The sequence below is a fragment of the Phaeobacter sp. JH20_34 genome (assembly GCF_048056095.1).
Classification (GTDB): Bacteria; Pseudomonadota; Alphaproteobacteria; order Rhodobacterales; family Rhodobacteraceae; genus Phaeobacter; species Phaeobacter bryozoorum.
This window is the reverse complement of sequence record NZ_JAYMWT010000004.1, coordinates 558,694-584,775: the sequence shown is the minus strand read 5'-3', so window position 1 is coordinate 584,775 and position 26,082 is coordinate 558,694. Positions and strand designations below refer to the sequence as shown.

Sequence of the window (26,082 nt, the reverse complement as noted above, 5' to 3'; positions counted from 1 at the left end):
GAATTCAGGCATAAACTCGCGGGACCAATCGGAATCATCGCATCAAGATGCCGTAACGTAAACTTCGACTGGACGGCGGGCTGCCGGCCCGTCTAGGATTTATCAACAGATCTAGCAGCCGCGTAACGACGGCACTGCCAGATGCAACAGGTTGTGCTCAGCCGCCCCCAAGACGCACTAAACTCAGACGGATGCCCAGTGAACGACACTCCTGAAAAAGAAGCTATCATTGTCACCATCACGGCGATCCCCGACCTCTACGACGAGCTGGTCGCGGCGCTGCAAAAACTGATGCCGGAAACCCGTCGTTTTCAGGGCTGTATCCAGGCCCATCTCCTGCTGGCACCAGAGCGCGGCGAGGTGGTCATTTTCCAGATCTGGGAGAACAGCGAGGTCCAGAGCGCCTATCTCACCTGGCGGGCAGAACGCGGTGATTTTGATCGGCTGGCAGAGTTCATACAGGACGAACAGATCTTCCGCACCTATGAGCTCGGCTAGGATCGGATCCTGCTTGCCCCGCAAGGCCTGCGCCGCCCGCCGATGGCAGCCGCATCAGTTGGCTGCCGCACGCTCCAGTGCCGGGCGCAGGGTGCTGTCGATCACCCGCTGCGTGATGGGACCGGCAAAACGCAGGATGATAGTGCCCTTACCGTCGATGACATAGGTTTCCGGCACGCCATAGACACCCCAGTCCAGCGCCATCCGACCTGCCTCATCGCGACCGATGGCCGTATAGGGGTTGCCCAGCTCGTTCAGAAAGCCAACGGCATTGTCTTCCTGATCCTTGTAGTTCACCCCGTAAATCGCCAGCCCCTCCTTGGACAGCGCATCTAGGCTCGGGTGTTCCACCCGGCAGGGGCCACACCAGCTGGCCCAGAAATTCACCAGTTTCACGCTGCCGTCACGCAGCGTGGCATCGTCGAACCCGGGTTCACCGGGAAATTCGGTCAGCACAACCGGCGGCGCGCTCTGACCTTCGCGCGCTGAGGGCAGGCTTTCGGGATCATCGCGGAACATGCCAGCCAGAAACAGGGCCACCAGCCCGCCAAAAACCAGAACCGGCAGCGCCATCACGGGAGAAATCTTAGCCACGGCGCGCACCTCCACGGGTCGGCATCTGTTGTTCCATTGCCTGCATCTCCCGCCGTATCCGGCGACCACGGGCAAAGGTGATCACCAGCAGTCCGGCCAGCAGAACCAGCGAGGCGCCGTAGGAAGACAGCACTTCAACGGCATATTTTCCAAGATCGGGCATTATGCGTCCATCCTTTCACGCAGCATCAGCGCACGGATCCGGCGGGCGCGGATTTCCGTGCCGGTCCGGTAGAGCACCAGCGCCAGAAACATCAGGCCAAAGCCGATCATGCAGACATAGAGCGGGTTGGAGAACGCATCGGCCACATTCTCCTCCTTGTCGAGCGAGAGCGACGCGCCCTGATGCAGACCCTGGTTCCAGAAGTTCACCGCATAGCGGCTGAGCACCGCAAAGACGGAGCCGACAAGACACAGGATCGAGGTGAGATCCGCCGCTGTGTCCGGATCCTCGATCGCCTCCCACAGGGCGATATAGCCAAGGTAGAACAGGAACAGCACAAGGAATGAGGTCAGCCGCGGGTCCCAGACCCACCAGGTGCCCCACATCGGCTGGCCCCAGAGCGCGCCGGTCACCAGCGCGATCAGCGTCATCACCACCCCGACGGGCGCTGCGGCACGCGCGGCCAGGGCACTGACATGATGACGGCGCACCACCCAGATCAGTGAGGCCACCAACATCATGAACCAGGCGTTGATGGCGATCAGCGCCGAAGGCACATGCAGGAAGATGATCTTCACCGTGGACCCCTGCCGGTAGTCATCTGGTGTGAAGAAGAACCCCCAGACCAGCCCCGCACAGGTCAGCACGGCAGCCGTGACCCACAGCGCGGGCAAGACCCGCTCCGAGGTGGTCAGGAACTTCTTTGGATTGGCGTATTCCCAGATCGACATGGTGGCTATTTAGCTCTTGCTTGAAGGGATCTCAATTCATTCATCCTAGCGCAAATTGACGCGCAGCACGGCGGCACTGGCAAAGGGCAGCAGCGCCAGCGAGGCGGCCGAGATACCGGCCAGCATCAACAGCGGCGTCTCTACCGCCATGCCCTCGGCCCCCCGGCGCGCCGCCTCGGCTCCGAAGATCAGCGTCGGCACATAAAGCGGCAGCACCAGAAGCGACATCAGCAGACCGCCCCGCTTCAGCCCGACAGTGAGCGCCGCACCAAAGGTGCCGATCACCGACAGCGCGGGCGTGCCCAGCAGCAGCGAAACCACCAGCCAGAGAAACCCCTGCCCCGGCAGGTTGAGCAGAACCGCGAGCACCGGTGCTGCCAGAACCAGCGGCAGCGAGGTGGTGATCCAATGGGCCAGCGCCTTGATCGTCACTACCGCTTCCAGCGGCAGCGGCGCCGTGGCCATCAGATCCAGCGTGCCATCCTCCCAGTCCAGCGCCAGCAGACGGTCCAGCGACAACAGGCAGGCCAGGAGCGCGCCCAGCCAGAGGATGCCGGGCGCGATACGGCTGAGCAATTCGGACTGCGGCCCCACCGAGAATGGCACCAGCACGGTGACAATCAGGAAAAACGCCAGCCCCAGCCCAAAGCCGCCGCCGGCACGCAGCGCCAGCTTCAGATCCCGCAGCAACAGCGCCCTCACAGGAAGGCTCCGTCAAAATTGTCGAGATCCGGCAGCCTGGCCCGAAAACGGCCCACATCCAGCGTGTCGCCATCCAGACCGAGATCGATATGCGTGGCGATCAGCGCCGCGCCGCCACCGGCCAGATGCTGCTGCACCACCTGTGCAAACTGCTGCACCGAGGCCCGGTCCAGACTGACGGTCGGTTCATCCAAGATCCAGTAGCGCCGCCCCGTCACCATCAGCCGCGCCAGACCCAGGCGGCGTTTCTGTCCGGCCGACAGCGCCCCGGCCTGCCGGTCGCGCAGACCCCGGAGGTCAAAGGCATCCAGAGCGGCATCAATCGCGCCGGTGGCAAAAATCGCCGCCCAGAACCGCAGGTTCTCCGCTACCGTCAGCGTCAGCTTGATCCCGTCGGCGTGGCCGGCATAGGCAAAATCCTCGGCGCTGCCGTCGCCGTCAAAACTGATCTCACCCGCCAGCGGCGGTTGCAGCCCGGCGATGGTGCGCAGCAGCGTGGTCTTGCCGCTGCCGTTTGGCCCCCGCAGGATCAGCGCCCGGCCCGGTGTCAGCGCAAAGCTCACCCCCTCCAGCACCGGAACGCCGCCGCGCGCGATGCTCAGCCCTGCGATGGTCACTGTCATGAAATCCGCCTACCCATTGGTTCTGCTTCGAAAAAGCCGATCCGACGGCCGCTGTCCTTGCGCCAGATCAAGCCCAGGCCTGCACGTGCGACAGTCAGACCGCAAGCGCCGCAAGCGCGATGCGGCGGCCCTCGGACAACAGCACGTTATAGGTCCGGCAGGCGGCGGGGGAGTTCATCGCCTCAACCCCGATTCCGGACCCTTCAAGCTGCTGGCGCAGACCGGCGGGGATATGGGCCACCTCGGCGCCGGTGCCGACGAACAGCACATCCACATCCCCGGCAAGCGCCAGCAATGGCGCGCTGTCCTCATAGCCGCCCCAGTCCGTGGTCCCCGTGGCCCCGGTCAGGATATTGCCGTGATGCACCTCACCGCCAACCCGAAAGAACCCCGGCCCATAGCCATCAATTGGCAGGGCATCCGTATAGGCTACTTCGTTCAAACGCATGGCGTGCATCCTTTGTACGTGGTCGGGTGGTGGGCGGGCGACCCTGCCCTGCCCGGCTGCATAACATGTCCGCCACCGCGACAAAATACCAGCGCCGCATATGCCGATAAAAAGAGGCCGCAACCCATGGGGCTGCGGCCTTTGACCCGTCGCGCGGTCTGAACCCTCAGGCGTCGATATTGGCGAACTGGTTGCCTGCAGTGTTCGACGGCTTGGTCCAGTCGCGTTTCACACCCAGCCACAACAGGATCGTGGAGGCCACGAAGATCGACGAATAGGTGCCGATGATGACGCCCCAGATCATCGCAAAGACAAAGCCTCGGATCACATCTCCGCCCAGCACATAAAGCGAGATCAGCGCCAGCAATGTGGTCACCGAGGTCATCACCGTCCGGCTGAGGGTTTCGTTGATCGAGATGTTCAGAACCTCGGCCAGTGGCTTTTTCTTGTAGCGACGTAGGTTTTCACGCACCCGGTCAAAAACCACCACGGTATCGTTCAGCGAATAGCCGACGATGGTCAGCAGCGCCGCGATGATGGCCAGATCGAACTTGATCTGCAGTTCCGAGAACACGCCAATGGTCAGCACCACATCGTGGACAAGCGCGGCAACAGCGCCAAGCGCGAACTGCCACTCAAAGCGCAGCCAGATATAGATCAGAACCGCGCCAATCGCGAGGGCGACCGCCAGAACCGCCGTCTGTACCAGCTCACCCGAGACCTTGGGGCCTACAGATTCCACCGAGACGAATTTGATCCCCGGTGCCACCGTATCCAGTGCTGCATTCACATCCGCGATCACTGCGCCGGAAATCGACTCGCCATCGCCCTGCGCCTGAATGCGCACCATGGCCACATGCTGGTCCTCGTCAAAGGTCGGATCGAACACCTCGCTGATGGTGATGTCCCCCAGCTCCAGCGGTTCCAGCGCGCCGCGATAGGCGCCCACGTCGATCTCGGTCGTGCTTTCGGTCCGGATGGTGGTGCCGCCGCGGAAGTCGATGCCGAAATTCAGCCCCTGCAAGGCAAAGGAGGCAAAGCCGACAACGATCATCAGCGCAGAGATGCCCAGCCACAGTTTCCAGAGTCTGAAGAAATCAAACGAGGTATTTTCGGGAATTAGTTTCAGCCGCATCTCAGACCTCGATTGTTTTCGGACGACGCCGTTCAAACCACATCACGATGATCACCCGCGTCACGAAGATCGCGGTGAAGACCGATGTCAGAATCCCCAGCCCCAGCGTGATCGCAAAGCCGCGCACCGGGCCAGAGCCCATGGCGAACAGGATCACGGCGGTGATGAAGGTGGTGATATTGGCGTCAAGAATGGCGCTCAGCGCCTTGGAATAGCCTTCGTCAATGGCCCGTGCAGGACCTCGACCGGCCTTCAGCTCCTCGCGGATCCGTTCAAAGATCAGCACATTGGCATCCACCGCCATACCGACCGTCAGAACGATACCCGCAATCCCCGGCAGGGTCAGCGTCGCACCAATCAGGCTCAGCGCGCCAAAGATAAGCGCGATATTGAGGATCAGCGCGATATTGGCAAAGATCCCGAAGAGACCGTAGCTCAGCGCCATGAACACCAGCACCCCAACAAAGGCGACGATGGTCGCCACCTTGCCCGCGTCAATGCTGTCCTGACCCAGTTCCGGGCCAATCGTGCGTTCCTCAAGGAACTCCAGCCCCGCAGGCAGCGCACCTGCACGCAGCAGGATCGCCATATTGGTGCTTTCCTCGATGGTGAAGTTGCCGGTGATAATGCCAGAGCCACCCGGAATATGCGACTGGATCACCGGGGCGGAGACCACCTCCTCATCCAGCACGATGGCAAAGGGCGAACCGATGTTTTCGGCTGTATAGTCGCCGAACTTGCGCGCGCCGGTGGTGTTGAAACGGAAGCTGACCGCCGGGCGGCCGTTCTGATCAAACGACGGCTGCGCATCCACCAGCTCCTCACCGGTCACAACCGGTGCAGCCTCAACGGTGTAGAACACACCGTCTTCGTCCAGCGACGGCACGACTTTGTTGCCGACACCCGCATTGGCATCGGCGTCCGTGCCGCGCCCCACGACGGGGTTAAAGGTCAGCTGGGCGGTGGTGCCGATGATCGCCTTCAACTCAGACGCCGACCCGATGCCGGGCACCTGGATCAGGATCCGGTCGCTGCCCTGGCGCTGAATGGTCGGCTCTCGGGTGCCCACCTCGTCAATCCGGCGGCGGATGATTTCCAACGCCTGACGCACGGTGCGGTCATCAGAGGCCAGTTTCTCCTGCTCGCTCAGCTCTACGGTCAGAATGTCACCGGTCCCGGACACGGTGATATCCGTGGCCCCGGCGCCAGTCAGGCTGGTGATCGGATTGGCCAGACCACGCACAACCTCCAGCGCGCGGGCCATGCCCTCGGGCTGAGAGATCTTCAGACGAATCTGCCCTTCCGGTGCGGGCTGGCGACGGAAGGTGCCGACCTCACCGCGCTCAGGGCGCAAAGCGTCGCGCACTTCGGGCCAGAGCGCATCCATGCGCGCGCCGTAGACGTCGGCCACCTTCACCTCCGCCAGAAGATGCGCGCCACCGCGCAGGTCCAGACCAAGGTTGACCAGCGACGACGGCATGAACGACGGCCATTGGCCCGCCACGTCCAGCCGCGCGGGGCTTTCGCCCTTCGCGATTATTTCGGCGGCGGCGTCATTGGCCTGCTCGACGCGCGTGTAAAACGCATTTGGCAGGGCAAGCAAAAGGCCGGTCACACAGACCAGCCAGATGAGAACCCGCTTCCAGAGATCAATTTGCAGCATTGCCCTGCCTTTTCAGTTGGTTAAGCGGGGATACTTACGCTGCCGGCTCGGTCTTGTTCAGAACCTGCGCGATGGTGGATTTGATCACGCGGATTTTCACACCCTCGGCGATTTCCACTTCGATCTCGCCATCGTCCTTGACCTTGGCCACCTTGCCGATGATGCCACCCTGGGTCACCACCTGATCGCCCCGGCGCAGCGCCTCGACCATCGCCTGATGGGTCTTCAGTTTTTTCTGCTGCGGACGGATCAGCAGGAAATACATGATCGCAAAGATCAGAATGAGCGGGAGAAACTGGGCGAGTGCGCCACCTTCCATGGGATATTCCTTCTGTGTGACAGGCGCTTCAGACGCCCTTAATTTTGCAGGGGAACCTATGCGCTGGCCCGGGGCTTTGCAAGGCTAACGGGGCCAGTTGCGATACCGCAAACGCAGTTGACCCATGGCGGGAGCGATGAGAGGGTTTTTACAACCCATTTCAGATCCAGATTGCCCATATGACCACGATTATCCTGCCGATTGATCCCAAGTATTTCTGGGCGATTGTTGCCCTCGCTGGCTTTGTACTGGCGGTGGCTGTCGTCTATGCAGCCATGCCCCGCACGGAGGGCAAGCAAACCGATCCGCTAGACCGCCTCAAAGATATTCTGGGACTGGCACAGTTCGGCGACGGGCTGTTTCTGTTGCTTGCCCTGATGTGGTCCGGCCTGTTTCTGGCGCTGTTCACCGGTCTGCTGCTGATGCTGTGGGAGCTGATCTGGTTTGTGGTCCCACAAAATCCGTTGGCAGAGGCATCTGCCCGTTTCGCCCTGCTGCGACTGGCGGCGATGACTGCAACCCTTGGCGCGGTGGTGGCGCTGCCTTTCACCCTGATCCGGATCCGACTGACGCGCGAGGCCAACAAGACAGCTGATGAATCCCTGTTCAACGACAAGATCAACGCCGCCACCGAAGACCTGCACGCCATGCGCCAGCGCTGGGACGAAGAGCAGAAGCAAAATATCTGGGAAGACGACATAACCCGCCGCAACGCCGCCATTGATCGACTGGAAGGGCTGGTGAAGGAGCGCCCGGACACAGCTCCCCGAGTTTCGCGACTGCTCAGCGTTTATGTGCGCGAACTCTCTCGCGAAGTACCCGCGGAGATACCTCCAGAAGAACCGACACCTAACGAATTGCACCGCTGGCTATTTGGGCTAACTGTTAAACGCTCAGACATGGAAAATGCGGTTCAGGTTCTAGGCCGGATGAAACGGATCCGAGCAGTGAACTGCGTAAGCATCTCTATTGATCTGCGACACGCCAATCTTCAAAGGTTCGATCTGACAGGTCTAGACCTGTCAGGTGCGATATTGTCGGGGAGCCATATGCAAGGATCATTTCTAAGAGATACACAGTTACGGAATGCCAGTCTCCCATTTGCGAAGATGCAAGGTACAAATCTGGGCAATGCTAAGATGCTGATGGCTGACCTTAGCTGGGCGGATCTACGACAAGCATTTCTTGGATGCGCGATGTTACGGGGCGCGAGCCTTCGCCATGCCGACATGCAGGGTGCTGAAATCTACGATGCCGAGCTGCAAAAAGCAGACCTCACTTCGACGAATATGCGGGGTGCAAACCTCAGCAGAGCAAAGATGCAGGGAATACGACTCGGAGGCGCAAATATGCAGGGCGCAGATATTAGCGCAACAACCATCGATGGCGCCAGCGGTCTTAACAGAGCCGATCTTTCGGGCTCTTTGCTGAGCCAAGTGGATTTTTCTCGTACAAATATAGGCCTAGAACAGCTTAATAGCGGATTTGGCACAACAGATACTATTCTTCCGAACGGCAACGGACCGGACAGCTCGGATTGGCCCGCCCATTGGCCAAAACTTGCAATGGGCCATGGCCAAACATTCCGACAATGGAAGAAATGGCAAACGGACCCCGACAACTACATCCCGCCCACGGCACCGGACGAGTAGACCACCGCCCCCTAGCGTGCCATCCCACAACACCCCGGCGGCAAACGTGCGCGCCCTCTTCCCCTTCCCGCCCCCATCCGGCATATGCTGGCGGCACTGATTCAACGCTTTAGGAGCACCCCCATGCATGACATCCGCGCGATCCGCGAGAACCCTGCCGCTTTTGACGCCGCTTTGGCGCGGCGTGGGGATGCGGCGATGTCCTCTGACATCCTGGCGCTGGATGAAACCCGCCGGGCCAAAATCCAGGCGGCCGAAACCGCTCAGGCCGACCAGAACAAGGCGGCCAAGGCCATCGGCGCGGCCAAGGCCAAGGGGGACGATGCCGAATTCGAACGTCTGCGCGCGGAAGTGGCCGGCAAGAAAGCCGAAGTCGCCACCCTGCAGACCGAGGCCAAGGAACTGGACGCCAAGCTCACCGATGTGCTGGCCCGCATTCCCAACCTGCCCGCCGAGGACGTGCCCGAGGGCGCGGATGAGGACGACAATGTCGAGGTCAGCAAATGGGGGGCGATCCCCAATTTTGCCTTTGAACCGAAAGAACACTTTGAAATCAAGGGCGTCGCAGCTGCGATGGATTTCGAAACCGCCGCCAAAATCTCCGGCTCCCGCTTTGTTCTGCTGAAGGGCGCCGTGGCCCGTATCCACCGCGCGCTGGCGCAGTTCATGGTCGACACCCATGTCGATGAGAACGGCCTGACCGAGGTGAATTCCCCGGTTCTGGTGCGCGATGAGGCGATGTATGGCACCGATAAGCTGCCCAAGTTTGGCGATGACAGCTATCAGACCACCAATGGCTGGTGGCTGGTGCCCACCTCCGAGGTGCCGCTGACCTATTCCGTTGCGGGCGACACGCTTGATGAGGCCGCCCTGCCGATCCGCATGACCGCGCATACGCTGTGTTTCCGCTCCGAGGCGGGCAGCGCCGGCAAGGATACCTCCGGCATGCTGCGTCAGCACCAGTTCGAGAAGGTGGAGATGGTCTCTATCGTCCACCCCAGCCAGTCCGATGATGAGCAGAAGCGTATGCTGCGCTGCGCCGAAGGGATCCTTGAGAAACTGGGCATCCCCTACCGCACCGTCGTGCTGTGCACCGGCGACATGGGCTTTGGCGCGCGCCGTACCTTTGACATCGAGGCCTGGGTGCCGGGTCAGAACACCTACCGAGAGATTTCCTCGGTCTCCACCACCGGTGATTTTCAGGCCCGCCGCATGAACGCCCGGTTCAAACCTGCGGACGGTGGCAAGCCGGAATATCTGCACACGCTCAACGGCTCCGGTCTGGCGGTCGGGCGCTGCCTGATTGCGGTGCTGGAGAACGGCCAGCAGGAAGACGGCTCCGTCAAACTGCCCGAGGTGCTTGCCCCCTACCTGGGCGGTCGCCTGACCCTGACGGCGGCAGGTGATCTGGTTTAACAGCGCACTGCAACCTGTTAATAAAATATAAAAACCGGCGCACCCCAGCGCCGGTTTTCCTTTTCTCGCGAGACGCGCCTCCGGTGAGGCCTATTTCTTCCTGCCCTTTGCGGCAGCGGTAGAATCGTCCTGTTTCTTCGCACTGGCCTTCTTGCGGCCCGCCTCCTTCTTGCCGGTCTCTTTCCGGGCGGAGGCTTTTTTGGCAGGTTCCTTCTTGGCGTCTTTCTTGGCGCCGTCTTTTTTACCGCCGTCTTTCTTTGGATTGTTCTTGGCCTCAAGGATCGCCTTGGCCTTGGCCTTTTCCTTCTCGATGGCGCGTTTTGCCTTGGCCTTCACCCGCTTTGCCTTGGCTTTGGCCTTCACCTTTGCGGCGGCGAATTCCTCGGCCAGGGCTGCGGCCTGTTTGGCGGCCTTCTTGGCCTTGGTGACGGCCCTCTCCGCCTTGGCCTCCGCCGCGCGGCGGGCGGCCTCGGCCGCAGCAAGCGCCGAGCTGAGCTGCGCGGCATCGCCCGTCTGGGTATCCGCGCCATTGGGCGCCGCAGTCGCGGGCGCAGCGCCATTGGCACGGTGATCCGGTCCGGTCCCGGCGCCCTTAGCGACCCGCTGCGCCTTGCGCGCCTCGGCCACAAGCTTCTGCGCGCGCAGCCGGCCGATACGCGGGATCCGGCTCAGCTCCTCCGGCGTTTTTCCGGCAACCGCCTCAACCGTGGCGCAGCCGTTTTGTGCCAGAACCTGCGCCAAGGCAGGACCGACACCGGGAAGTGTTGCAATGGATGTCATGAGGTCTCCTGCCTGTTGGTCGCCTGCATCCCACCCGCCACGGCGACCGATCCTGCCGCCTGCTGCGGGAATGGCACCAGCCGCTGCTGCTCCTCATCCCAGAGTTTCAGCCCCATGGCGCGGACCGCCTCGCCAAATTTGATCCTGCGCGGGGCAATCTCCGGCGGCAGATTGTGGTGGCACCGACGCAGCCGGTAGCTGGGAATGCGGGCGTTGAAATGATGAATGTCATGAAGCGTGATATTGGCGACTGCAAAGTCAAAAAACCAGCCAAAATCGAGGCACGATGATCCCTGAAGGGCGGCCACCTGCGGATTGAGGTCCGGCCGACGATCCCAATAGGTGTCCTCAAAATTATGCTGGAGATAGACCAGAAACACCCCGATCATCCCACCAAGAAAGGAAAACCCCAGCCAGATCAGCACCCCGGTCATCCCCGCGATGGCATAGAGCAGCGCGAGCAGCAGCACGATCACCACGTTGTGCAGCACCACCCCCAGGACGCCAAAGCGCAGCGTGTTCTTCGGCCAGCGATAGCGGATGAAATAGGTGAACGCCGCCCCCAGCGGCACCAGCACAAACGGGTTTCGATACAGCCGATAGACCAGCCGCTGCGCCCAGCCCGCCGCCTGCCATTCGCGCAGCGTCATGGTGTGGATCTCACCGGACTCGCGGTGTTCCAGATTGCCGACATAGGCATGATGCTCATTGTGGTTCTGTTTCATCACCTCAAACGGCGCAAAGGTGAAGGGCGACAGCACATGGCCTGCGACTTCGTTCTGCCATCGGGTTTCGAACAGCGAATGATGCCCGGTGTCATGTTGCAGCACATAAAGCCGCACCGCCGCAAAGGCAAAAACCACCCCGGCAGGCGCCATCAGATACCAGATGTCGGCGTAGCGGATCGCCAGTGACAGCGACAGGAAATAGACCGCAAACGTCCCAAAATAGCTGAGCGCCGCCAGCCGGTTATCCTTCTCGCAATAAGTCCGCGTATATGCTCTCAGATCCATGAAATGTTCCTTAGAGACGCAGTGTGACGCTGAAATGACGATGGCCTGAGGCAAATTGCCCGTGGCCCGGCGACGCTCAGACCGCCACTGTGAATACCCCACAATACCCCGACGCGGCGCCCCGCATCTGAGGGTCCGGCCGCCCGACCGGCATCAGATTGCGCAGAGAAGCCACCCCGGCTTTCAATAATCTATGGTGAAGCCTAGCAAAGCCAATGGCTTGCGGTCAAATGGGGCCAAGGTCGCAGGCGTGAAGCCGCGCGCCCCATGAAAAAAGGCAGCCCTCGAAGGGGCTGCCCGAAATCTCATCCTGCGGTCAGCACGGCAACGCTCAGCTGCGGCGGCCTTCCAGATGTTTGCGCAGCTTCGACGGCGGCGCTTTTTTCTTGCCCTTGTAGGGGTTCTTGTCCGACTGCGAGCGCAGCGTCAGACGAATGGGCGTGCCCGGCATGTCGAAATCCTGCCGAAGCCCGTTGACCAGATAGCGATTATAGCTCTCGGGCATCTTGTCGGGATGCGAACACATCACCACAAAGCCCGGCGGACGGGTCTTGGCCTGGGTCATATAGCGCAGCTTGATCCGTTTGCCCTGCGGGGCTGGCGGCGGGTGCTGTTCCAGCATCCCCGTCAGCCAGCGGTTCAGCGCCGCCGTTGGCACCCGGCGGTTCCAGACGTCATAGGCGCGCATGATGGCGGCGTGCAGCCGGTCCAGACCCTTGCCGGTCTTGGCCGACACGGTGATCAGCGGCGCGCCGCGCAGCTGCGGCAGCAGCCGGTCAAAGGCCTCTTTCAGATTGCGCAGTTTTTCCTGCTTTTCGTCCTCGATGTCCCATTTGTTCACCGCAACCACAACCGCGCGGCCTTCACGCTCGGCCAGATCGGCAATGCGCAGATCCTGTTGCTCAAACGGGATTGCCGCATCCAGAAGGACCACCACAACCTCGGCAAATTTCACGGCCCGCAGACCGTCCGACACAGAAAGTTTCTCAAGCTTTTCCTGCACCTTGGCCTTCTTGCGCATACCTGCGGTGTCAAAGATCCGCATCGGCACATCCTGCCAGTCGATCTGTAGCGAGATCGCATCGCGGGTGATCCCGGCCTCGGGCCCGGTCAGCAGGCGATCCTCACCGAGGATCTTGTTGATCAGGGTGGATTTACCCGCATTCGGACGCCCGACAACCGCCACCTGCAACGGTTTGTTGCGGGTCGGCATCGGCACCGAGAGGTCATCCTCCTCGGCGTCCTCATCCAGCACGACGTCAATCTCCGGGCTGTCGTCCTTGGCGCGTTTTTCAAACTCATCCGCCAGCGGCATCAGCTGCGCATAAAGGTCGTTCAGACCCTCACCATGTTCACCGGACAGGCGGATCGGCTCTCCCAGCCCCAGCCCCCAGGCGTCCAGAACACCGGCGTCGGCGGCATTGCCCTCGGCCTTGTTGGCGGCCAGAATCACATGCGCGGATTTCTTGCGCAGGATTTCGGCAAACATCTGATCAACCGGAGTCACACCAACGCGGGCATCGACCATGAACAGACAGATATCGGCCATATCGACCGCCCGCTCGGTCAGGCGGCGCATCCGCCCTTCCAGCGAGTTGTCGGTGGCATCTTCCAGACCGGCGGTATCCACCACGGTAAAGCGCAGATCGCCAAGACGCGCTTCCCCTTCGCGCAGATCGCGCGTGACGCCGGGCTGGTCATCCACCAGCGCCAGCCGCTTGCCGACGAGACGATTGAACAGTGTGGATTTGCCCACATTCGGGCGGCCCACAATAGCGAGGGTAAAAGACATCAGACCAACTTTCTGCGATTCAGACGCGCCCCATAGCGCATCTGCGCGTGCCCTGCCAGAGCACATCGCTGTTTAACCCTCTCCTACCGCATCAAAGCGCTATCGGAAAGCGTGCAATTGTCCTTTGGTCGACACGACATAAAGCGTGCCGCCAGCCACCACCGGCGCGGTGCTGGCACCGCCCGGCACCGCAACCGTGCGCAGCAGTGCTCCGCTTTCGGGGCTGAAAAAGCGCAGCAGCCCATCGTTGGAGGCGACAACCACCTGCCCCCCGGCCACCACCGGGCCGTGATGCGCCACGATGGCGCCCCGCTTGCGGGGTTTGTCCTTCAGGTATCCGGGCAGATCGGCCGCCCAGATCGCCTCGCCGCTGTCCGCGTCCAGCCGCAGCAGCTGGCCCAGATCGCTGATCAGGAAAACACTGCCCGCAACCGCCCAGACCGGATCCACCGCGCCATGGGGGGCGGTCCACAGACGATCGCCAGCCGCCAGATCAAAGGCCGCAGTACGCCCGGACTGGTTGCCGACATACATGCGGTTGCCGGACACCACGGGCGAGCCGGTCACATCGCTGATCCGCGAAATCGTCCGCCCGATCCGCTTGCCCGCAACCGAGGCGTTCCAGCGGCGCAGGCCGCCCTTGCGGAAGGTCGCTGTAAGATCGCCGGATCCAAAGGCAAAAATCGCCAGATCGGAGGTCACCGCAGGCGCAGGCGCGCCCAGGATGTTCGACGGGCTCGGGGTGGCCTGGATCTGCCAGGCAATCCGGCCATCCTTGGCATGGACCGCCCAGCCGGTGTCATCGCCGGCCACAAGATAGATCAGCCCATCGTGCACGGTGGGCTGCCCCGAGCCGGTCGCCTCAAGCTCCTGCCGCCAGAGGGTCGCGCCGGTCGCCGCATCCAGCGCGGTCAGCACGCCATAGCCGGAGGAGACATAAACCACGCCATTGTCAAACGCCAAACCGCCGCCGGTGGCCTGACCGGAGCTGTCGGAGGCAGGCAGCAGCTCGCTCTGCCACTGCAAGGCCCCGTTTGTGGCAACGGCGGAAACTCTGGCGCCGCTGTCCAGCGTGTAGATGCGGCCATCGCCGACAACCGGCGTGGCGGTGATGCGCTGACGACGGCTGTCGCCCGCGCCGATGGAGGTAGACCAGATCGCGTTTGGAGCGGCGGCAAGCGCCGGGTGGACCGGCCGCAGCCCTTCGACACCGGGGCCCTGTGGCCAGCTGGTATTGCTGCGTGCCGCAGGCAGGGCAATGGCGCGGGTTTCATTGGTCACCACGGCGACGCTGTCATCGCGCAGATCCAGACGTTCACCGCGCAGGATGACCTCAGGCTCGGTGCAGGCGGACAGGACCAACGCCAATGCGGTTCCTGCCAGAATGCCCCTTGCTCCCCAAAAGCTTGTTACTGCCGTCATTACCCTGCCCCGTTACTGCACTTATACTGCACGTTTCTCGCTGCGCCCGTCAGCGCAGATATTGTCCTCAGCCTTCTGGTGCCGCGGCCGGCTCCAGCGCTCCCCCAAGCGCCACAATCACTTGCGAGGCACGGTCTTTCAAGTCCGAGGTGACCGCCGCCGACGCAATAATCTCGCGCAGACGGGTGATAGCGGCCTCGGCATTGCCGTCTTCGATGTCGATCAGGGCCAGCTGTTCCTGCGCCAGCAGCGCCAGCGGCGCACCGGGCTGGGCCAGCGCCTCGAACTGGATCCGGCGGTCGGCGATGGGCAGGCTGTCCTGCTGCAGGCCAAGCGCCTTGAAGGTCGCGATATGGCGATAGATCACTGGCATCTCGCCATTGCTGGCCACGGCATTCAGCCGCTCAACAGCGGCCGCGCGCTCGCCTGCGTCGGCCAGAGCACCGGCCTGCAACAGCTTCAGCACCGTATCGCCCCCGGCGGTTTCAGCGGTGATGGCATCCAGCGCATTGGCACGGGCCGCGCTGTCGTCGCTGTCCAGCGCGGCGATCATCTGGTCACCCAGCGCCTGCGCGGCGGCCTCGGTCTGGGCGCGGTTGTATTCGCGCAGCGCCGCCCCGCCCACGATCAGCACCACGGCCACGCCGCCAATCCAGCCATAACGTTTGAGTATCTTGAACAGGCGATCGCGACGGACCTCTTCTGTCACCTCATCGATAAAGCTGTCGGTGTCGCTCATGAAAATGTCCCTGGCAGATCCGGCAACCGCCCCCGCGCTTGCCGGAAAGTTTCCTGTGTTCTGCTTCTCTTACAGTGCAACCGGTGCCAAGCCAAGTGGCCCTGTTGTGCCCGATCCCGCACAAACCGCTCCAAAAAGGCAAAAAATGTGAACTGAACTACAGAGTTTAGTATGGACAATGCCTATATCGCCCATATCACTTAGCGCGAGTTCGCCTGAACATGCCGAATTAATGGTATGGTTGTTGAGTGGTTCTATATGTCCCGGATGGGATGACTATGAATTTAGGAAGGCCCAAGATGCGTGTAATTCCCCTGATAACTGCTGCTGTTGTAACGGCAGGCTTGTATTATGCCGTGATCGAGCGGGATGCGCTTCTTGCCTTCGCCCGGGGGGAGCAGAGCGACGTGGACGCGGTGGCTGCCCCATCTGATGCGGACGCTGCGGCCCCAGCCGCTGACGCCGCTGATCCAACCGGAGCCGTTGCAGCGGCTGCGGCATATACCAAGGAGACCGGCAAATCGCCGGTCGGGGTTGTCGCCATCCGCAGCAGCGCCCGGGGTATCGACAGCGCTGTCGTGCTGCGTGGTCAGACCCAGGCCATCCGCGAGGTTGAGGTCCGGTCTGAAACCACATCCACCGTCCTGTCCGAACCGCTGCGCAAGGGTGCGCAGGTGAAGGCTGGCGATCTGCTGTGCAAGCTGGATCCCGGCACCCGCCCCTCAGCCCTGCTGGAGGCGAAGGCCCGGCTGAGCGAAGCGAAAATCCGCGTCCCCGAGGCCAAAGCCCGGCTGGAAGAGGCCCGCGCGCGGCTGCGCGAGGCGCAGATCAATCTGACCGCTGCGGCGAAACTCTCCGAAGGTGGCTTTGCCTCTGAAACCCGGCTGGCTTCGGCGCAGGCTGCCGAGCGCTCTGCGGTGGCGGGCGTGGCAACGGCGGAAACCGGGCTGGAAACCACCAGCGCGGGCATCGAAGCCGCCTCGGCACAGGTTGCCGCCTCTGAAAAGGAACTGTCGCGTCTGGATATCCTCGCACCATTTGACGGGCTGCTGGAAAGCGACACCGCCGAACTGGGCAGCCTGATGCAGCCCGGCAGTCTTTGTGCAACCGTGATCCAGCTCGAAACCATCAAACTGGTCGGTTACGTGCCAGAAGCCGAAGTCAACCGCGTCACCATTGGCGCCATGGCCCGCGCCGAACTGGCAAACGGGCGTCTGGCTGCGGGCAAGGTGACCTTTATCAGCCGCTCAGCCGATCCCACCACCCGCACATTTGAGGTGGAAATCACCGTGCCGAACCCGGATCTGGCGATCCGCGACGGCCAGACTGCCGATATCGTGATCTCCGCCGAAGGTTCCAAGGCGCATTACCTGCCACAATCCTCGCTGACGCTGAACAATGACGGCCAGCTGGGCGTGCGCGTGGTCAAAGAGGATCGGACGGTCGGATTTTACCCCGTCAGCCTCCTGCGGGATGAGGCCAGCGGTGTCTGGGTTAGCGGCCTGCCTGAACAGGCGGATGTGATTGTTGTCGGGCAGGATTTTGTTGTTGCGGGCGTCGCTGTTGAGCCCACGTATAAAGAGGTTACCCAATGACCGGTATCGTCAGCTGGGCCGCAGAACGGGCCCGTATGATCCTGGCGTTCATCGCCATTTCGCTGCTGGTCGGCGGCTTTGCCTATGCCAGCCTACCCAAAGAGGGCGAGCCGGATATCGAAATCCCCGCGCTGTTCATCTCTGTCCCCTTCCCCGGCATCTCCGCCGAGGATGCCGAGACCCTGCTGGTCAAGGTGATGGAGACCGAGCTGGCCGATCTCGACGGGCTGGACAAGATGTCCTCAACCGCCGCCGAAGGCTACGCCGGTGTGGCGCTTGAGTTCGACTTTGGCTGGGACAAGACCGCGATCATGGCAGATGTCCGTGACGCGATGGATGCCGCCGAGGCCGATTTCCCCGAGGGGGCTGAAAAATACACCATCAACGAGATCAACTTCTCAGAATTCCCCATCGTCATCGTCAACCTGACCGGTGCCGTGCCCGAACGCACGATGGCCCGTATCGCCAAGGACTTGCAGGACGATCTTGAGGCGCTGGAACCGGTGCTCGAAGCCGGGATCGCCGGCAATCGCGACGAGATGGTCGAAGTACTGATCGACCCGCTGCGGCTGGAGGCCTATAACGTCACCGCGCTTGAACTGATCACCGTTGTGCAGAACAACAACCAGCTGATCGCCGCCGGTGAGGTGGAAACCAATCAGGGCACCTTCTCCGTGAAGATCCCGTCATCCTTTGATGATGTGCGCGACATCTACGAGCTGCCAGTGAAGACCAATGGCGACCGCGTGGTCACCCTGGGTGAGCTGGCCACGATCAATTTCACCTTCGAGGATCGTCGCGGCACCGCGCGGTTCAACGGCGAGGACACGGTGGCGTTGCAGGTGGTCAAGCGCAAGGGCTACAACCTGATCGACACGGTGGATCTGGTCAAGGTAACCTTGGCCGAGGCCAAGACCAAATGGCCGCCCGAGCTGAAGGCCGCCGTCTCCGTCGGCACCTCCAACGACCAGAGCCGCGTCGTCGGCTCCATGGTGAGCCAGCTGGAAGGTTCGGTCCTGACCGCTGTTGCTCTGGTGATGATCGTGGTGCTGTCGGCGCTTGGCAGCCGTGCCGCCCTGCTGGTCGGCTTTGCAATCCCGACCTCCTTCCTTTTGTGTTTTGCCTTCCTTGCGGTGATGGGCGTGAGCATCTCCAATATCGTGATGTTCGGCCTGATCCTTGCAGTGGGTATGCTGGTGGATGGCGCCATCGTGGTGGTCGAATACGCCGACAAGCGGATCAAGGAAGGCACCGGCCCGATGCACGCCTATGTCGAGGCGGCGCAGCGGATGTTCTGGCCGGTGGTTTCCTCAACCGCGACCACGCTCTGTGCCTTTCTGCCGATGCTGTTCTGGCCCGGTGTCCCCGGTGAATTCATGGGAATGCTGCCGGTCACGCTGATCTTCGTGCTCTCGGCATCGCTGGTGGTGGCGCTGATCTATCTGCCCGTCATGGGCGGTGTCACCGGCCGCATGAGCCGCCTGTTTGAAAACCTCTCCGACGGGCTACGGGCGGTTGCACCCTGGTGGCTGCGGGCCGCTCTGGTGCCGGTGATGCTCTGGGGTATGTTTGCAGGGGCGATGCAGATGCTCAACGGGGGCTATCTGCTGCCCGCTCAGGTACCCGATACCGCCGCGCTGATCTTTGGTGCGCTGGTCTTTGTGCTGGCGGCCTTCGGGGCCTCGGTCACGCTGGGCGCGGCCAGTCTGCACCGGACCGAGAAATCAGTCGATGCCGGCTACAAACACACGCCCTTTGGCCATTTCATCAAATTCATCGTCGGCAATCCGGTCATGCCCATCGTCACCATCGGGGCGATCGCCTTTGCCATCATGACCGTCTTCACCATGTTCGGTCAGAACAACTACGGCGTTGAATTCTTCGTCGAATCCGAGCCGGAACAGGCCACCGCCTATGTGCGCGCCCGTGGCAATACCTCGCTGACCGAAGAGGATGAGATGGTGCGCCAGACCGAACAGGTGATCCTGTCGCATCCGGCGGTCGTGAATGTCTTCTCCTTTGCCGGTGAAGGCGGGCTGAACACCGATGCCTCAGGCGCCCAGACCCCGCCCGATACCATCGGTCAGGTCCAGTTCGAGATCATCCCATGGGAGGACCGGCCGACCCAGACCGAAAGCTGGTTCAACGGCTGGTTCACCCGCGAGGTGACGGCAACCGAGTTCGACGGCGATACGGTGATCGAGGAGATCAACGCCGAACTGGCCAAGCTGCCGGGCTTTGAAGCGGAAATCCGCGCGCTGGCGCAGGGGCCCGCCTCCGGCAAACCTGTGCACCTGCGTCTGAAAGGCGACAGCTGGGACACGCTGACCGCCGCCACCGAACAGGCCCGCGCCCAGTTCGAGGCAACCCCCGGTCTTGACCTGATCGAGGACAGCCTGCCGCTTCCCGGTATCGACTGGCAGATCGACGTCGATGTCGAAAAGGCCGGGCGGTACGGCGCCGATGTGGCGACCGTTGGCGCCATGGTGCAGCTGGTCACGCGCGGCATCCTTCTGGACACCATGCGCGTCGACAGTTCGGACGAAGAAATCGAAATCCGCGTTCGCCTGCCCGAAGAAGACCGCGTCCTCTCCACCCTTGATGCGCTGAAACTGCGCACCGAGGACGGGCTGGTGCCGCTGTCGAACTTCATCACCCGCCATCCTGTTCCCAAACTGGAAAAAATCAGCCGCGTCGAACAGCAGCGCTATTACGACGTGAAGGCGGATATCGAACCGGGCCTGTCAAAGGTCATCACCACCGAGACCGAGGACGGCAAGGAGCAGACGCTGGCCTATGTCAAATCTCTCCCCGAAGGAACCGCAACCGGCGAGTTGACCGGCCCGGATGGCACAGCGTTCAGGCTGCGCAGTCTTGAAGGCGCGGCCACACAAGAGGCCCTGCAATCGGCGCTGGAGGATGGCGCCCGTGTTGTGGCGCTCAACGCCAACGAGCGCATCGCCAAGCTGACCGAGTGGCTGGAGAGCGATCCGCTGCCCGCCGATATCACCTGGGAATGGACCGGCGATCAGGAAGAACAGGCCGAATCCGGCGCCTTCCTGATGAAGGCCTTTGCCGGGGCGCTGGGGCTGATGTTCGTGATCCTCCTGGCGCAGTTCAACAGCTTTTACAATTCCATCCTGGTTCTTCTGGCGGTGGTGCTGTCCACCACCGGCGTGCTGATTGGCATGATGGTCATGCAGCAGCCGTTCTCGATCATCATGACCGGCACCGGCATCGTGGCGCTGGCAGGCATCGTGGTGAACAACAATATCGTTCTGATCGACACCTATCAGGAATATGCCCAGAAGATGCCCCGGATCGAGGCGATCATCCGCACCGCCGAGGCGCGGATCCGTCCGGTTCTGCTGACCACCATCACCACGATGGCCGGCCTGGCACCGATGATGTTCGGGCTCAGCCTCGATTTCATCAATGGCGGCTATTCCATCGACAGCCCGACCTCGCTGTGGTGGAAACAGCTGGCGACCGCCGTGGTCTTTGGTCTGGGGATTGCCACCGTGCTGACGCTGCTGGTGACACCCTCGCTGCTGGCGATCCGGGTGTGGCTGTGGATCTATGTCGCCGCCCTTGGCCGCCTGCTTGCACGGCTTACCGGCGGGCGGTCCAGCCAGATCGCGCGCGACATGCGCCTCGCGACCAAGGCCCGCACCCTGCCCACCACCGAGATCCTGTGGGAGCGTGAAGGCAGGCTGGACAATGAACCAGACCCAGCGATGTCGGCGCCCGAAGCCGCACAGACCAGGCCGGACGAGGGCTGGGAGGAAGAGAAGGGCAAACCGCCCTCAACACCGCTGCGCGCCGCCGAATAACCAGCCAACGCCCCGCCTCCGCGGGGCGTTGTGCGTTTGTTGGGACCAAAGCGCAGCCATCGGCGGCCAGCGACCAATCCGCCGCATCTGCATATTTTGGTGGTAATGAGTGGCCAGCTGGGCCAGCCTGAAGACATTCCGCCGACCGCAGCACCAGCCGGGCGCCAGAAGACAGCCGCGCGGTTCCAGCCAGCCCCGCCAGCAGAGAGGACCCATCAGATGCCCGATTTCAACGATATGTTCGAACTCACCATTGCCGACGTCGATCTGATCGAAACCGCGCTGCAACGCACGCGGGACGCACTGGCTGACGGCAGTCAGACCGTGCAGGGCATCGCCGGTCACAACCGCGCCGACAGCCTGCGCCAGATCCACGATCTGCTCGGACGGCTGCACAATCAAAAGATTTTCTACAAACCAAAGGACGGGGTCTACGTCAGCGGCTAGCCGCGCCGCAGACCCCCTTTATCCCCGCAGGGTGATCAGGCGGCGTCCTGATCCGATTGCTGGCGCTGCCACAGATGCGCGTAGCGGCCTTCGCTGGCCAGCAGCTCGTCATGGGTGCCGCGCTCGGCGATCTCGCCCTGTTCCAGCACAATGATCTGGTCGGCCTCTGCAACCGTGCTCAGACGGTGGGCAATGGTGATCACCGTCCGCCCCTGCCCGGCGCGCGACAGCGCCTCCTTGATCTCTTGTTCTGTGTCGCTGTCCAGCGCCGATGTCGCCTCGTCCAGCAGCAGGATTGGCGGGTTCTTCAGCAGGGTGCGGGCAATGCCCACCCGCTGCTTCTCACCGCCCGACAGCTTCAGGCCCCGCTCGCCGACCTGCGTCTCATACCCCTCAGGCAGCCGCATGATGAAGTCGTGGATCTGCGCATCCCGCGCGGCCTGTTCCACCTCTTCCTGCGTGGCTCCAGCACGGCCATAGGCGATATTGTAGCGGATCGTATCGTTGAACAGCACGGTATCCTGCGGCACCACGCCAATCGCGGCATGAAGGCTCTTTTGCGTGACATCCCGCACATCCTGCCCGTCAATGCGCAAGGCCCCGCGGGTGACATCATAGAACCGGAACAACAGCCGCCCGATAGTGGATTTGCCCGACCCGGTAGACCCAACGATGGCCACGGTCTGCCCCGCCGCCACCTCAAGACTCACGCCTTTCAGGATCTGCCGGTCGCTGTCGTAGCCGAACTCCACATTCTCCAGCGTGATCGCACCGCCGTTGACCTGCAACACCTTGGCATCACCCCGATCCTTCACATCCGGGTCCTGTTCGATCAGATCGAACATCTCGCCCATATCTACAAGGCTCTGACGGATCTCACGGTAGACGGTCCCGAGAAAGTTCAGCGGCACGGTGATCTGGATCATATAGGCGTTGACCATGACAAAATCGCCCACCGTCAGATTGCCCTGCTGCACGCCGATCGCGGCCATCACCATCACCACCACCAGACCGCCGGTGATCACCAGGCTCTGGCCAAAGTTCAGGAATGCCAGCGAATAGGCAGTCTTCAGCGCGGCCTTGGCATAGGCCCGCATCGCCACATCGTAGCGCTCGGTCTCGCGATCCTCGGCGCCGAAATATTTGACCGTCTCATAGTTCAGCAGGCTGTCGATCGCCTTCTGGTTGGCATCGGTGTCCTGCTTGTTCATCTCGCGGCGCAGCTTCACCCGCCATTCCGTCACCGCAAAGGTGAACCAGACATAAAGCCCGACAGTGACGGCCACCACGACCAGATACCAGATGTCAAACAGCACCGCGAGGATGACGGCAACCAGCACCAGCTCCAGCACCAGAGGCCCGATGGAAAACAGAAGAAAGCGCAGCAGGAACTCCACGCCTTTGACGCCACGTTCGATAATCCGGCTCAGCCCGCCGGTTTTGCGGGTGATGTGATAGCGCATCGACAGGCGGTGAATATGGCGAAAGGTCTCCAGCGCCAGACGCCTCAGTGCCCGTTGACCGACAGGCGCAAACACCGCATCACGCAGCTGCTGAAACCCGGTGGTCAGAACCCGCGCCACGCCATAGGCCACCGTCAGACCAACAGCCCCCAACGCCAGAGGCGGCACGCCTTCTCCCGCGAGGCTATCGACCGCACCCTTGTAGAGCATCGGCGTATAGACCGCGACCAGCTTGGCCAGGATCAGCACCGCCAGCGCCGCCACCACGCGGTATTTGACCCAGGCCTGATCCTTTGGCCACAGGTAGGGAAAAACGCGGCGCAGGGTGCGCAGGCCGGAACGGCGCTCCTCCTGCGCAGTGGTCATATCGCTGTCCGTCATCACATGTCCTTGTTGCAAGACCTCTGACATAGGGCCGTGCCGACCATTTGGCCAGCATGGCCCTGCGCCGTATCCCGACTTTTGGCCCGACTATTATCCCGGCCTTTGCGCAGGCCTTTGCGCAGCCCCCCCCCGCGCGGCGACAGTCGTCTTATTGCACCGGCACCGAGAATACCTGACCGGGGTAGATCAGATCCGGGTTGCGGATCGCCGCGCGGTTGGCATCAAACACCCGCACATACAGCAGCCCGTCGCCATAACGTTCGCGCGAAATCGCCCAGAGCGTATCGCCCTCCTGCACCGTGACCAGGCGCACCTGAGGCTGCGTGCCGGTTGGGGCGGCATCGGGGGCAGCTGCGGTTTCGACAGGCGGTTGCAGCACCTCCGGCGCTTCCCGTTTGAACGGGGTTTCAAGTCGGCTCAGCACCTTGCCCTCGGTATCCAGCGCATCCAGTCGCAGCGCGTAGATCCCCGGCGCCACATTGGGCAGAATACCGGACCAGCGGCCTTCCTCATCCACCGGCAGATCGGCAATCGCCGCATTGTCGAGATAGGCGCGCACCACCGCATCCGCGCGCACCCGCCCGCTCAGCACCACGGAGCCCGCATCATCATAGGAAATGGTCTCCAGCGCCACGGTATCGGGCGCCTCTGCCAGTCGCGGCGTGGGGGGCTGGACCAGCGTCACGCCGCTGGCATCGGACCGCAGCACCGCCACCTGTTCCGGTGCGGCGGCGGCTGGCGCGTCCTGGCCCGTGGTCTGCGCCACATCCGCCGCAGCGGCCTCAGCCATCTCGACTGTGGTTTCCGCCACCTCGACAGGTGCCACCGCACTATCCTCAGCCGGGCTGTCCACCGCAGCCTGCGCAACATCTGCGGGATCTGCATCCGGTTCTGCGGCCAGCTCTGCCGCCACCGGTGCGGCAGGTGCAGCGCTCACAACAGGAGAGGCTTCAGCTGTTTCCGTTGCAGCGGTCGTGACCTCAGCCTGCACCGCCTCACTTGCCACCGCCTCACTTGCCACTGCCTCACTCTGTACGGCCTCACTCTGCACGGCCTCAGCCTGCGCAGCCTCGCTTTGAACGGCCACGGTCGCGGTTTCCTCGGCGGCCGCATCGGCTGCGACATCCGCTGCCACACGCGCCTCGGCGACCGGGGCCTCAACCGCGTCGGCCTGTGCCACCTGCACCGGCGCGACGGGCACGACAGGTGCCAGAATGAACTCTGCATCAGAGGCCGCAACCGCCTCCCCCAAGGTGGCTGTCAGCGAAATCACCTGCGGCTGATCCGAGGGCGCAACCGAGGTGAACAGCACAAAGCTGCCATCCGACGGCACCGTCAGCGTCTCCAGCACCGCACCGTCCAGCATCAGCGAGATCACCGATCCCGGCGTCGCCCGCCCGGCAACCATTCCGCTGCCATCGGTCTCAAACCGTGCAAGATCCATCTGCGGGGCTGTCAACGTCACGGCGGGTGTTTCAGCAGGCGTCTCATCTGCCGATGGCGCGGCCTCGACGGCGCTGGTCTCTGCTGCCCCTGCCACACCCACCTCGGCCGCCTGCTCCGCATCCGCGCGCGGCGCCGCTTCGACAGGCGCTTCACCGCCCGCAGGCTGATCGACCTCGGCCGGTGCCGTCGCATCCGTCGCAGCCACTGTCACCTCGGTTTCTGTCACCGTCTCTTTGGGCGCATCGCTGCCCACCTCGGGCGAAGCCAGCTTGCGATCTGAGGCGGAGACGCTCGGCGTGATCACCACCTTGTCGCCATTGGCGGCGGAGCCATCGCCGCCCGCGCCGCGCTCACCACCGCCCCATTGCAGGAAAACCACCCCGCCCAGCACCGCGACCACCGCAGCAGCGCCCCCGATGGCGATGGCGGATATGCCACCTTTGCCCGTTACATCCGTCATTCCATTCCTTCCCTTCCGACCCCGAAAAGACCTCCACCGGTCGTCCTCGGGTCCGATCCTGCGGGATGTCCCCCCCGCTTGCTTGAGCCAGCCATACAATGCCGCTATCAGGGACCAAAGGACGACTTATTTCCCCGCCGAACACAACAAAAAAGGTGACTGCCATGCGTATTCATTCCGTCTGTGTGTATTGTGGATCGCGCGATGGGATCCGTCCGGCCTATGCCGAAGCCGCCGAGGCGCTCGGAACCGGCCTTGCCCAACAGGGGCAGCGGCTGGTCTATGGCGCCGGGGACGTCGGGCTGATGGGCCGGGTGGCGCGGGCGGCACAGGCGGCGGGCGGGCGCACCTTTGGCGTCATTCCCGAACATCTGGTCCGCCGCGAGGTCGCCAAGACCGACCTCAACACCTATGTGGTCACCGAAACCATGCACGAACGCAAAAAGGTGATGCTCTACAACGCCGATGCCGTGGTGGTGCTGCCGGGCGGTGCCGGCTCGCTTGACGAGCTGTTCGAGGCGCTGACCTGGCGTCAGCTCGACCTGCACCGGAAACCGATCCTGGTCCTCAACATCGACGGCTACTGGGATCCGCTGAAGGCCCTGGTGGAGCATGTGGTGGCCGAAGGGTTCGCGGGGGCCGAGACAACGGCGGCGCTCACCTGGGTCACCAGCGTCGAGGATGCGCTGACCGCGCTGCGCGGCTGATCTCGACAACAAAAAACGCGGCGCATTCCTGCACCGCGTTGGTCTGTGAATTTGCCA

The 26,082-nt window shown here is 62.6% G+C and carries 23 protein-coding genes; 7 read left to right on the top strand and 16 right to left on the bottom strand.

Annotated elements, in window-relative coordinates; translation table 11 throughout:
- Positions 1-198 precede the first annotated feature (198 nt).
- Positions 199-498, top strand: coding sequence for a putative quinol monooxygenase (locus VWZ81_RS04430; RefSeq protein ID WP_416534180.1), 300 nt, complete (start codon positions 199-201; stop codon positions 496-498).
- 54 nt (positions 499-552) lie between these two features.
- Here the strand turns inward: VWZ81_RS04430 and VWZ81_RS04425 are convergent, their stop codons facing one another.
- The 9 genes from VWZ81_RS04425 to yajC form a co-directional block, all read right to left on the bottom strand.
- Entirely contained in the window at positions 553-1,092 is a 540-nt protein-coding gene (locus VWZ81_RS04425; RefSeq protein ID WP_416542174.1) for a DsbE family thiol:disulfide interchange protein, read from the bottom strand.
- Positions 1,085-1,255 carry a heme exporter protein CcmD gene (gene ccmD / locus VWZ81_RS04420; RefSeq protein ID WP_416542172.1) on the bottom strand — a complete coding sequence of 57 codons (171 nt, stop codon included), beginning with the start codon at positions 1,253-1,255 and terminating at the stop codon, positions 1,085-1,087. Before ccmD ends, VWZ81_RS04425 begins: the two co-directional genes overlap by 8 nt.
- On the bottom strand, positions 1,255-1,986 hold the full coding sequence (locus VWZ81_RS04415) for a heme ABC transporter permease (protein ID WP_340545829.1): 732 nt from the start codon (positions 1,984-1,986) through the stop codon (positions 1,255-1,257). The genes ccmD and VWZ81_RS04415 overlap by 1 nt, the downstream gene beginning before the upstream one ends.
- 45 nt (positions 1,987-2,031) lie before the next feature.
- Positions 2,032-2,688: a heme exporter protein CcmB gene (gene ccmB, locus VWZ81_RS04410; protein ID WP_340545830.1), complete on the bottom strand. Its 657-nt coding sequence runs from the start codon at positions 2,686-2,688 to the stop codon at positions 2,032-2,034.
- Positions 2,685-3,311 (bottom strand): heme ABC exporter ATP-binding protein CcmA, encoded by a 627-nt coding sequence (gene ccmA / locus VWZ81_RS04405; RefSeq protein ID WP_416540037.1) that lies wholly within the window; start codon positions 3,309-3,311, stop codon positions 2,685-2,687. The genes ccmB and ccmA overlap by 4 nt, the downstream gene beginning before the upstream one ends.
- 94 nt (positions 3,312-3,405) lie before the next feature.
- The gene (locus VWZ81_RS04400; RefSeq protein ID WP_416542171.1) at positions 3,406-3,759 is read right to left on the bottom strand and encodes an Mth938-like domain-containing protein; all 354 of its coding nucleotides are present in this window, start codon (positions 3,757-3,759) and stop codon (positions 3,406-3,408) included.
- A gap of 166 nt (positions 3,760-3,925) precedes the next feature.
- The gene (secF, locus tag VWZ81_RS04395; RefSeq protein ID WP_340545833.1) at positions 3,926-4,894 is read right to left on the bottom strand and encodes a protein translocase subunit SecF; all 969 of its coding nucleotides are present in this window, start codon (positions 4,892-4,894) and stop codon (positions 3,926-3,928) included.
- A 1-nt stretch (position 4,895) separates the two neighbouring features.
- Entirely contained in the window at positions 4,896-6,557 is a 1,662-nt protein-coding gene (secD, locus tag VWZ81_RS04390) for a protein translocase subunit SecD (protein WP_340545834.1), read from the bottom strand.
- A gap of 34 nt (positions 6,558-6,591) precedes the next feature.
- Entirely contained in the window at positions 6,592-6,876 is a 285-nt protein-coding gene (yajC, locus tag VWZ81_RS04385; RefSeq protein WP_340545835.1) for a preprotein translocase subunit YajC, read from the bottom strand.
- 179 nt (positions 6,877-7,055) lie between these two features.
- Between yajC and VWZ81_RS04380 the strand changes: the two genes are divergently transcribed.
- Positions 7,056-8,528, top strand: a complete 1,473-nt coding sequence (locus VWZ81_RS04380; RefSeq protein ID WP_416542170.1) for a pentapeptide repeat-containing protein — start codon at positions 7,056-7,058, stop codon at positions 8,526-8,528.
- A gap of 123 nt (positions 8,529-8,651) precedes the next feature.
- Complete coding sequence (gene serS / locus VWZ81_RS04375) at positions 8,652-9,944, top strand: serine--tRNA ligase (RefSeq protein WP_340545836.1); 1,293 nt, start codon at positions 8,652-8,654, stop codon at positions 9,942-9,944.
- A gap of 90 nt (positions 9,945-10,034) precedes the next feature.
- Here the strand turns inward: serS and VWZ81_RS04370 are convergent, their stop codons facing one another.
- The 5 genes from VWZ81_RS04370 to VWZ81_RS04350 form a co-directional block, all read right to left on the bottom strand.
- A complete protein-coding gene (locus tag VWZ81_RS04370; protein WP_416542169.1) occupies positions 10,035-10,724 on the bottom strand; it encodes a helix-hairpin-helix domain-containing protein in 690 nt (229 codons plus the stop codon).
- Entirely contained in the window at positions 10,721-11,737 is a 1,017-nt protein-coding gene (locus tag VWZ81_RS04365) for a fatty acid desaturase (protein ID WP_416542168.1), read from the bottom strand. Before VWZ81_RS04365 ends, VWZ81_RS04370 begins: the two co-directional genes overlap by 4 nt.
- Before the next feature lie 331 nt (positions 11,738-12,068).
- Entirely contained in the window at positions 12,069-13,529 is a 1,461-nt protein-coding gene (gene der, locus VWZ81_RS04360) for a ribosome biogenesis GTPase Der (protein WP_340545839.1), read from the bottom strand.
- 99 nt (positions 13,530-13,628) lie between these two features.
- A complete protein-coding gene (locus VWZ81_RS04355) occupies positions 13,629-14,951 on the bottom strand; it encodes a PQQ-like beta-propeller repeat protein (protein ID WP_340545840.1) in 1,323 nt (440 codons plus the stop codon).
- 67 nt (positions 14,952-15,018) lie between these two features.
- On the bottom strand, positions 15,019-15,690 hold the full coding sequence (locus tag VWZ81_RS04350; protein ID WP_416540031.1) for a hypothetical protein: 672 nt from the start codon (positions 15,688-15,690) through the stop codon (positions 15,019-15,021).
- Between the two features lie 299 nt (positions 15,691-15,989).
- On the opposite strand from VWZ81_RS04350, the gene VWZ81_RS04345 reads away from it, so the two are divergent.
- From VWZ81_RS04345 to VWZ81_RS04335, 3 genes are all read left to right on the top strand, one after another.
- Complete coding sequence (locus VWZ81_RS04345; RefSeq protein ID WP_340545842.1) at positions 15,990-17,285, top strand: efflux RND transporter periplasmic adaptor subunit; 1,296 nt, start codon at positions 15,990-15,992, stop codon at positions 17,283-17,285.
- Positions 17,282-21,118 carry an efflux RND transporter permease subunit gene (locus VWZ81_RS04340; RefSeq protein ID WP_416542167.1) on the top strand — a complete coding sequence of 1,279 codons (3,837 nt, stop codon included), beginning with the start codon at positions 17,282-17,284 and terminating at the stop codon, positions 21,116-21,118. The genes VWZ81_RS04345 and VWZ81_RS04340 overlap by 4 nt, the downstream gene beginning before the upstream one ends.
- 219 nt (positions 21,119-21,337) lie before the next feature.
- Positions 21,338-21,565, top strand: a complete 228-nt coding sequence (locus VWZ81_RS04335; RefSeq protein ID WP_340545844.1) for a hypothetical protein — start codon at positions 21,338-21,340, stop codon at positions 21,563-21,565.
- Between the two features lie 35 nt (positions 21,566-21,600).
- Here the strand turns inward: VWZ81_RS04335 and VWZ81_RS04330 are convergent, their stop codons facing one another.
- Complete coding sequence (locus tag VWZ81_RS04330; protein WP_416534190.1) at positions 21,601-23,409, bottom strand: ABCB family ABC transporter ATP-binding protein/permease; 1,809 nt, start codon at positions 23,407-23,409, stop codon at positions 21,601-21,603.
- Positions 23,410-23,560: 151 nt separating this feature from the next.
- Complete coding sequence (locus VWZ81_RS04325) at positions 23,561-25,318, bottom strand: LysM peptidoglycan-binding domain-containing protein (protein WP_416542166.1); 1,758 nt, start codon at positions 25,316-25,318, stop codon at positions 23,561-23,563.
- A 164-nt stretch (positions 25,319-25,482) separates the two neighbouring features.
- On the opposite strand from VWZ81_RS04325, the gene VWZ81_RS04320 reads away from it, so the two are divergent.
- The gene (locus VWZ81_RS04320) at positions 25,483-26,025 is read left to right on the top strand and encodes a TIGR00730 family Rossman fold protein (protein WP_340545847.1); all 543 of its coding nucleotides are present in this window, start codon (positions 25,483-25,485) and stop codon (positions 26,023-26,025) included.
- Positions 26,026-26,082: the final 57 nt, after the last annotated feature.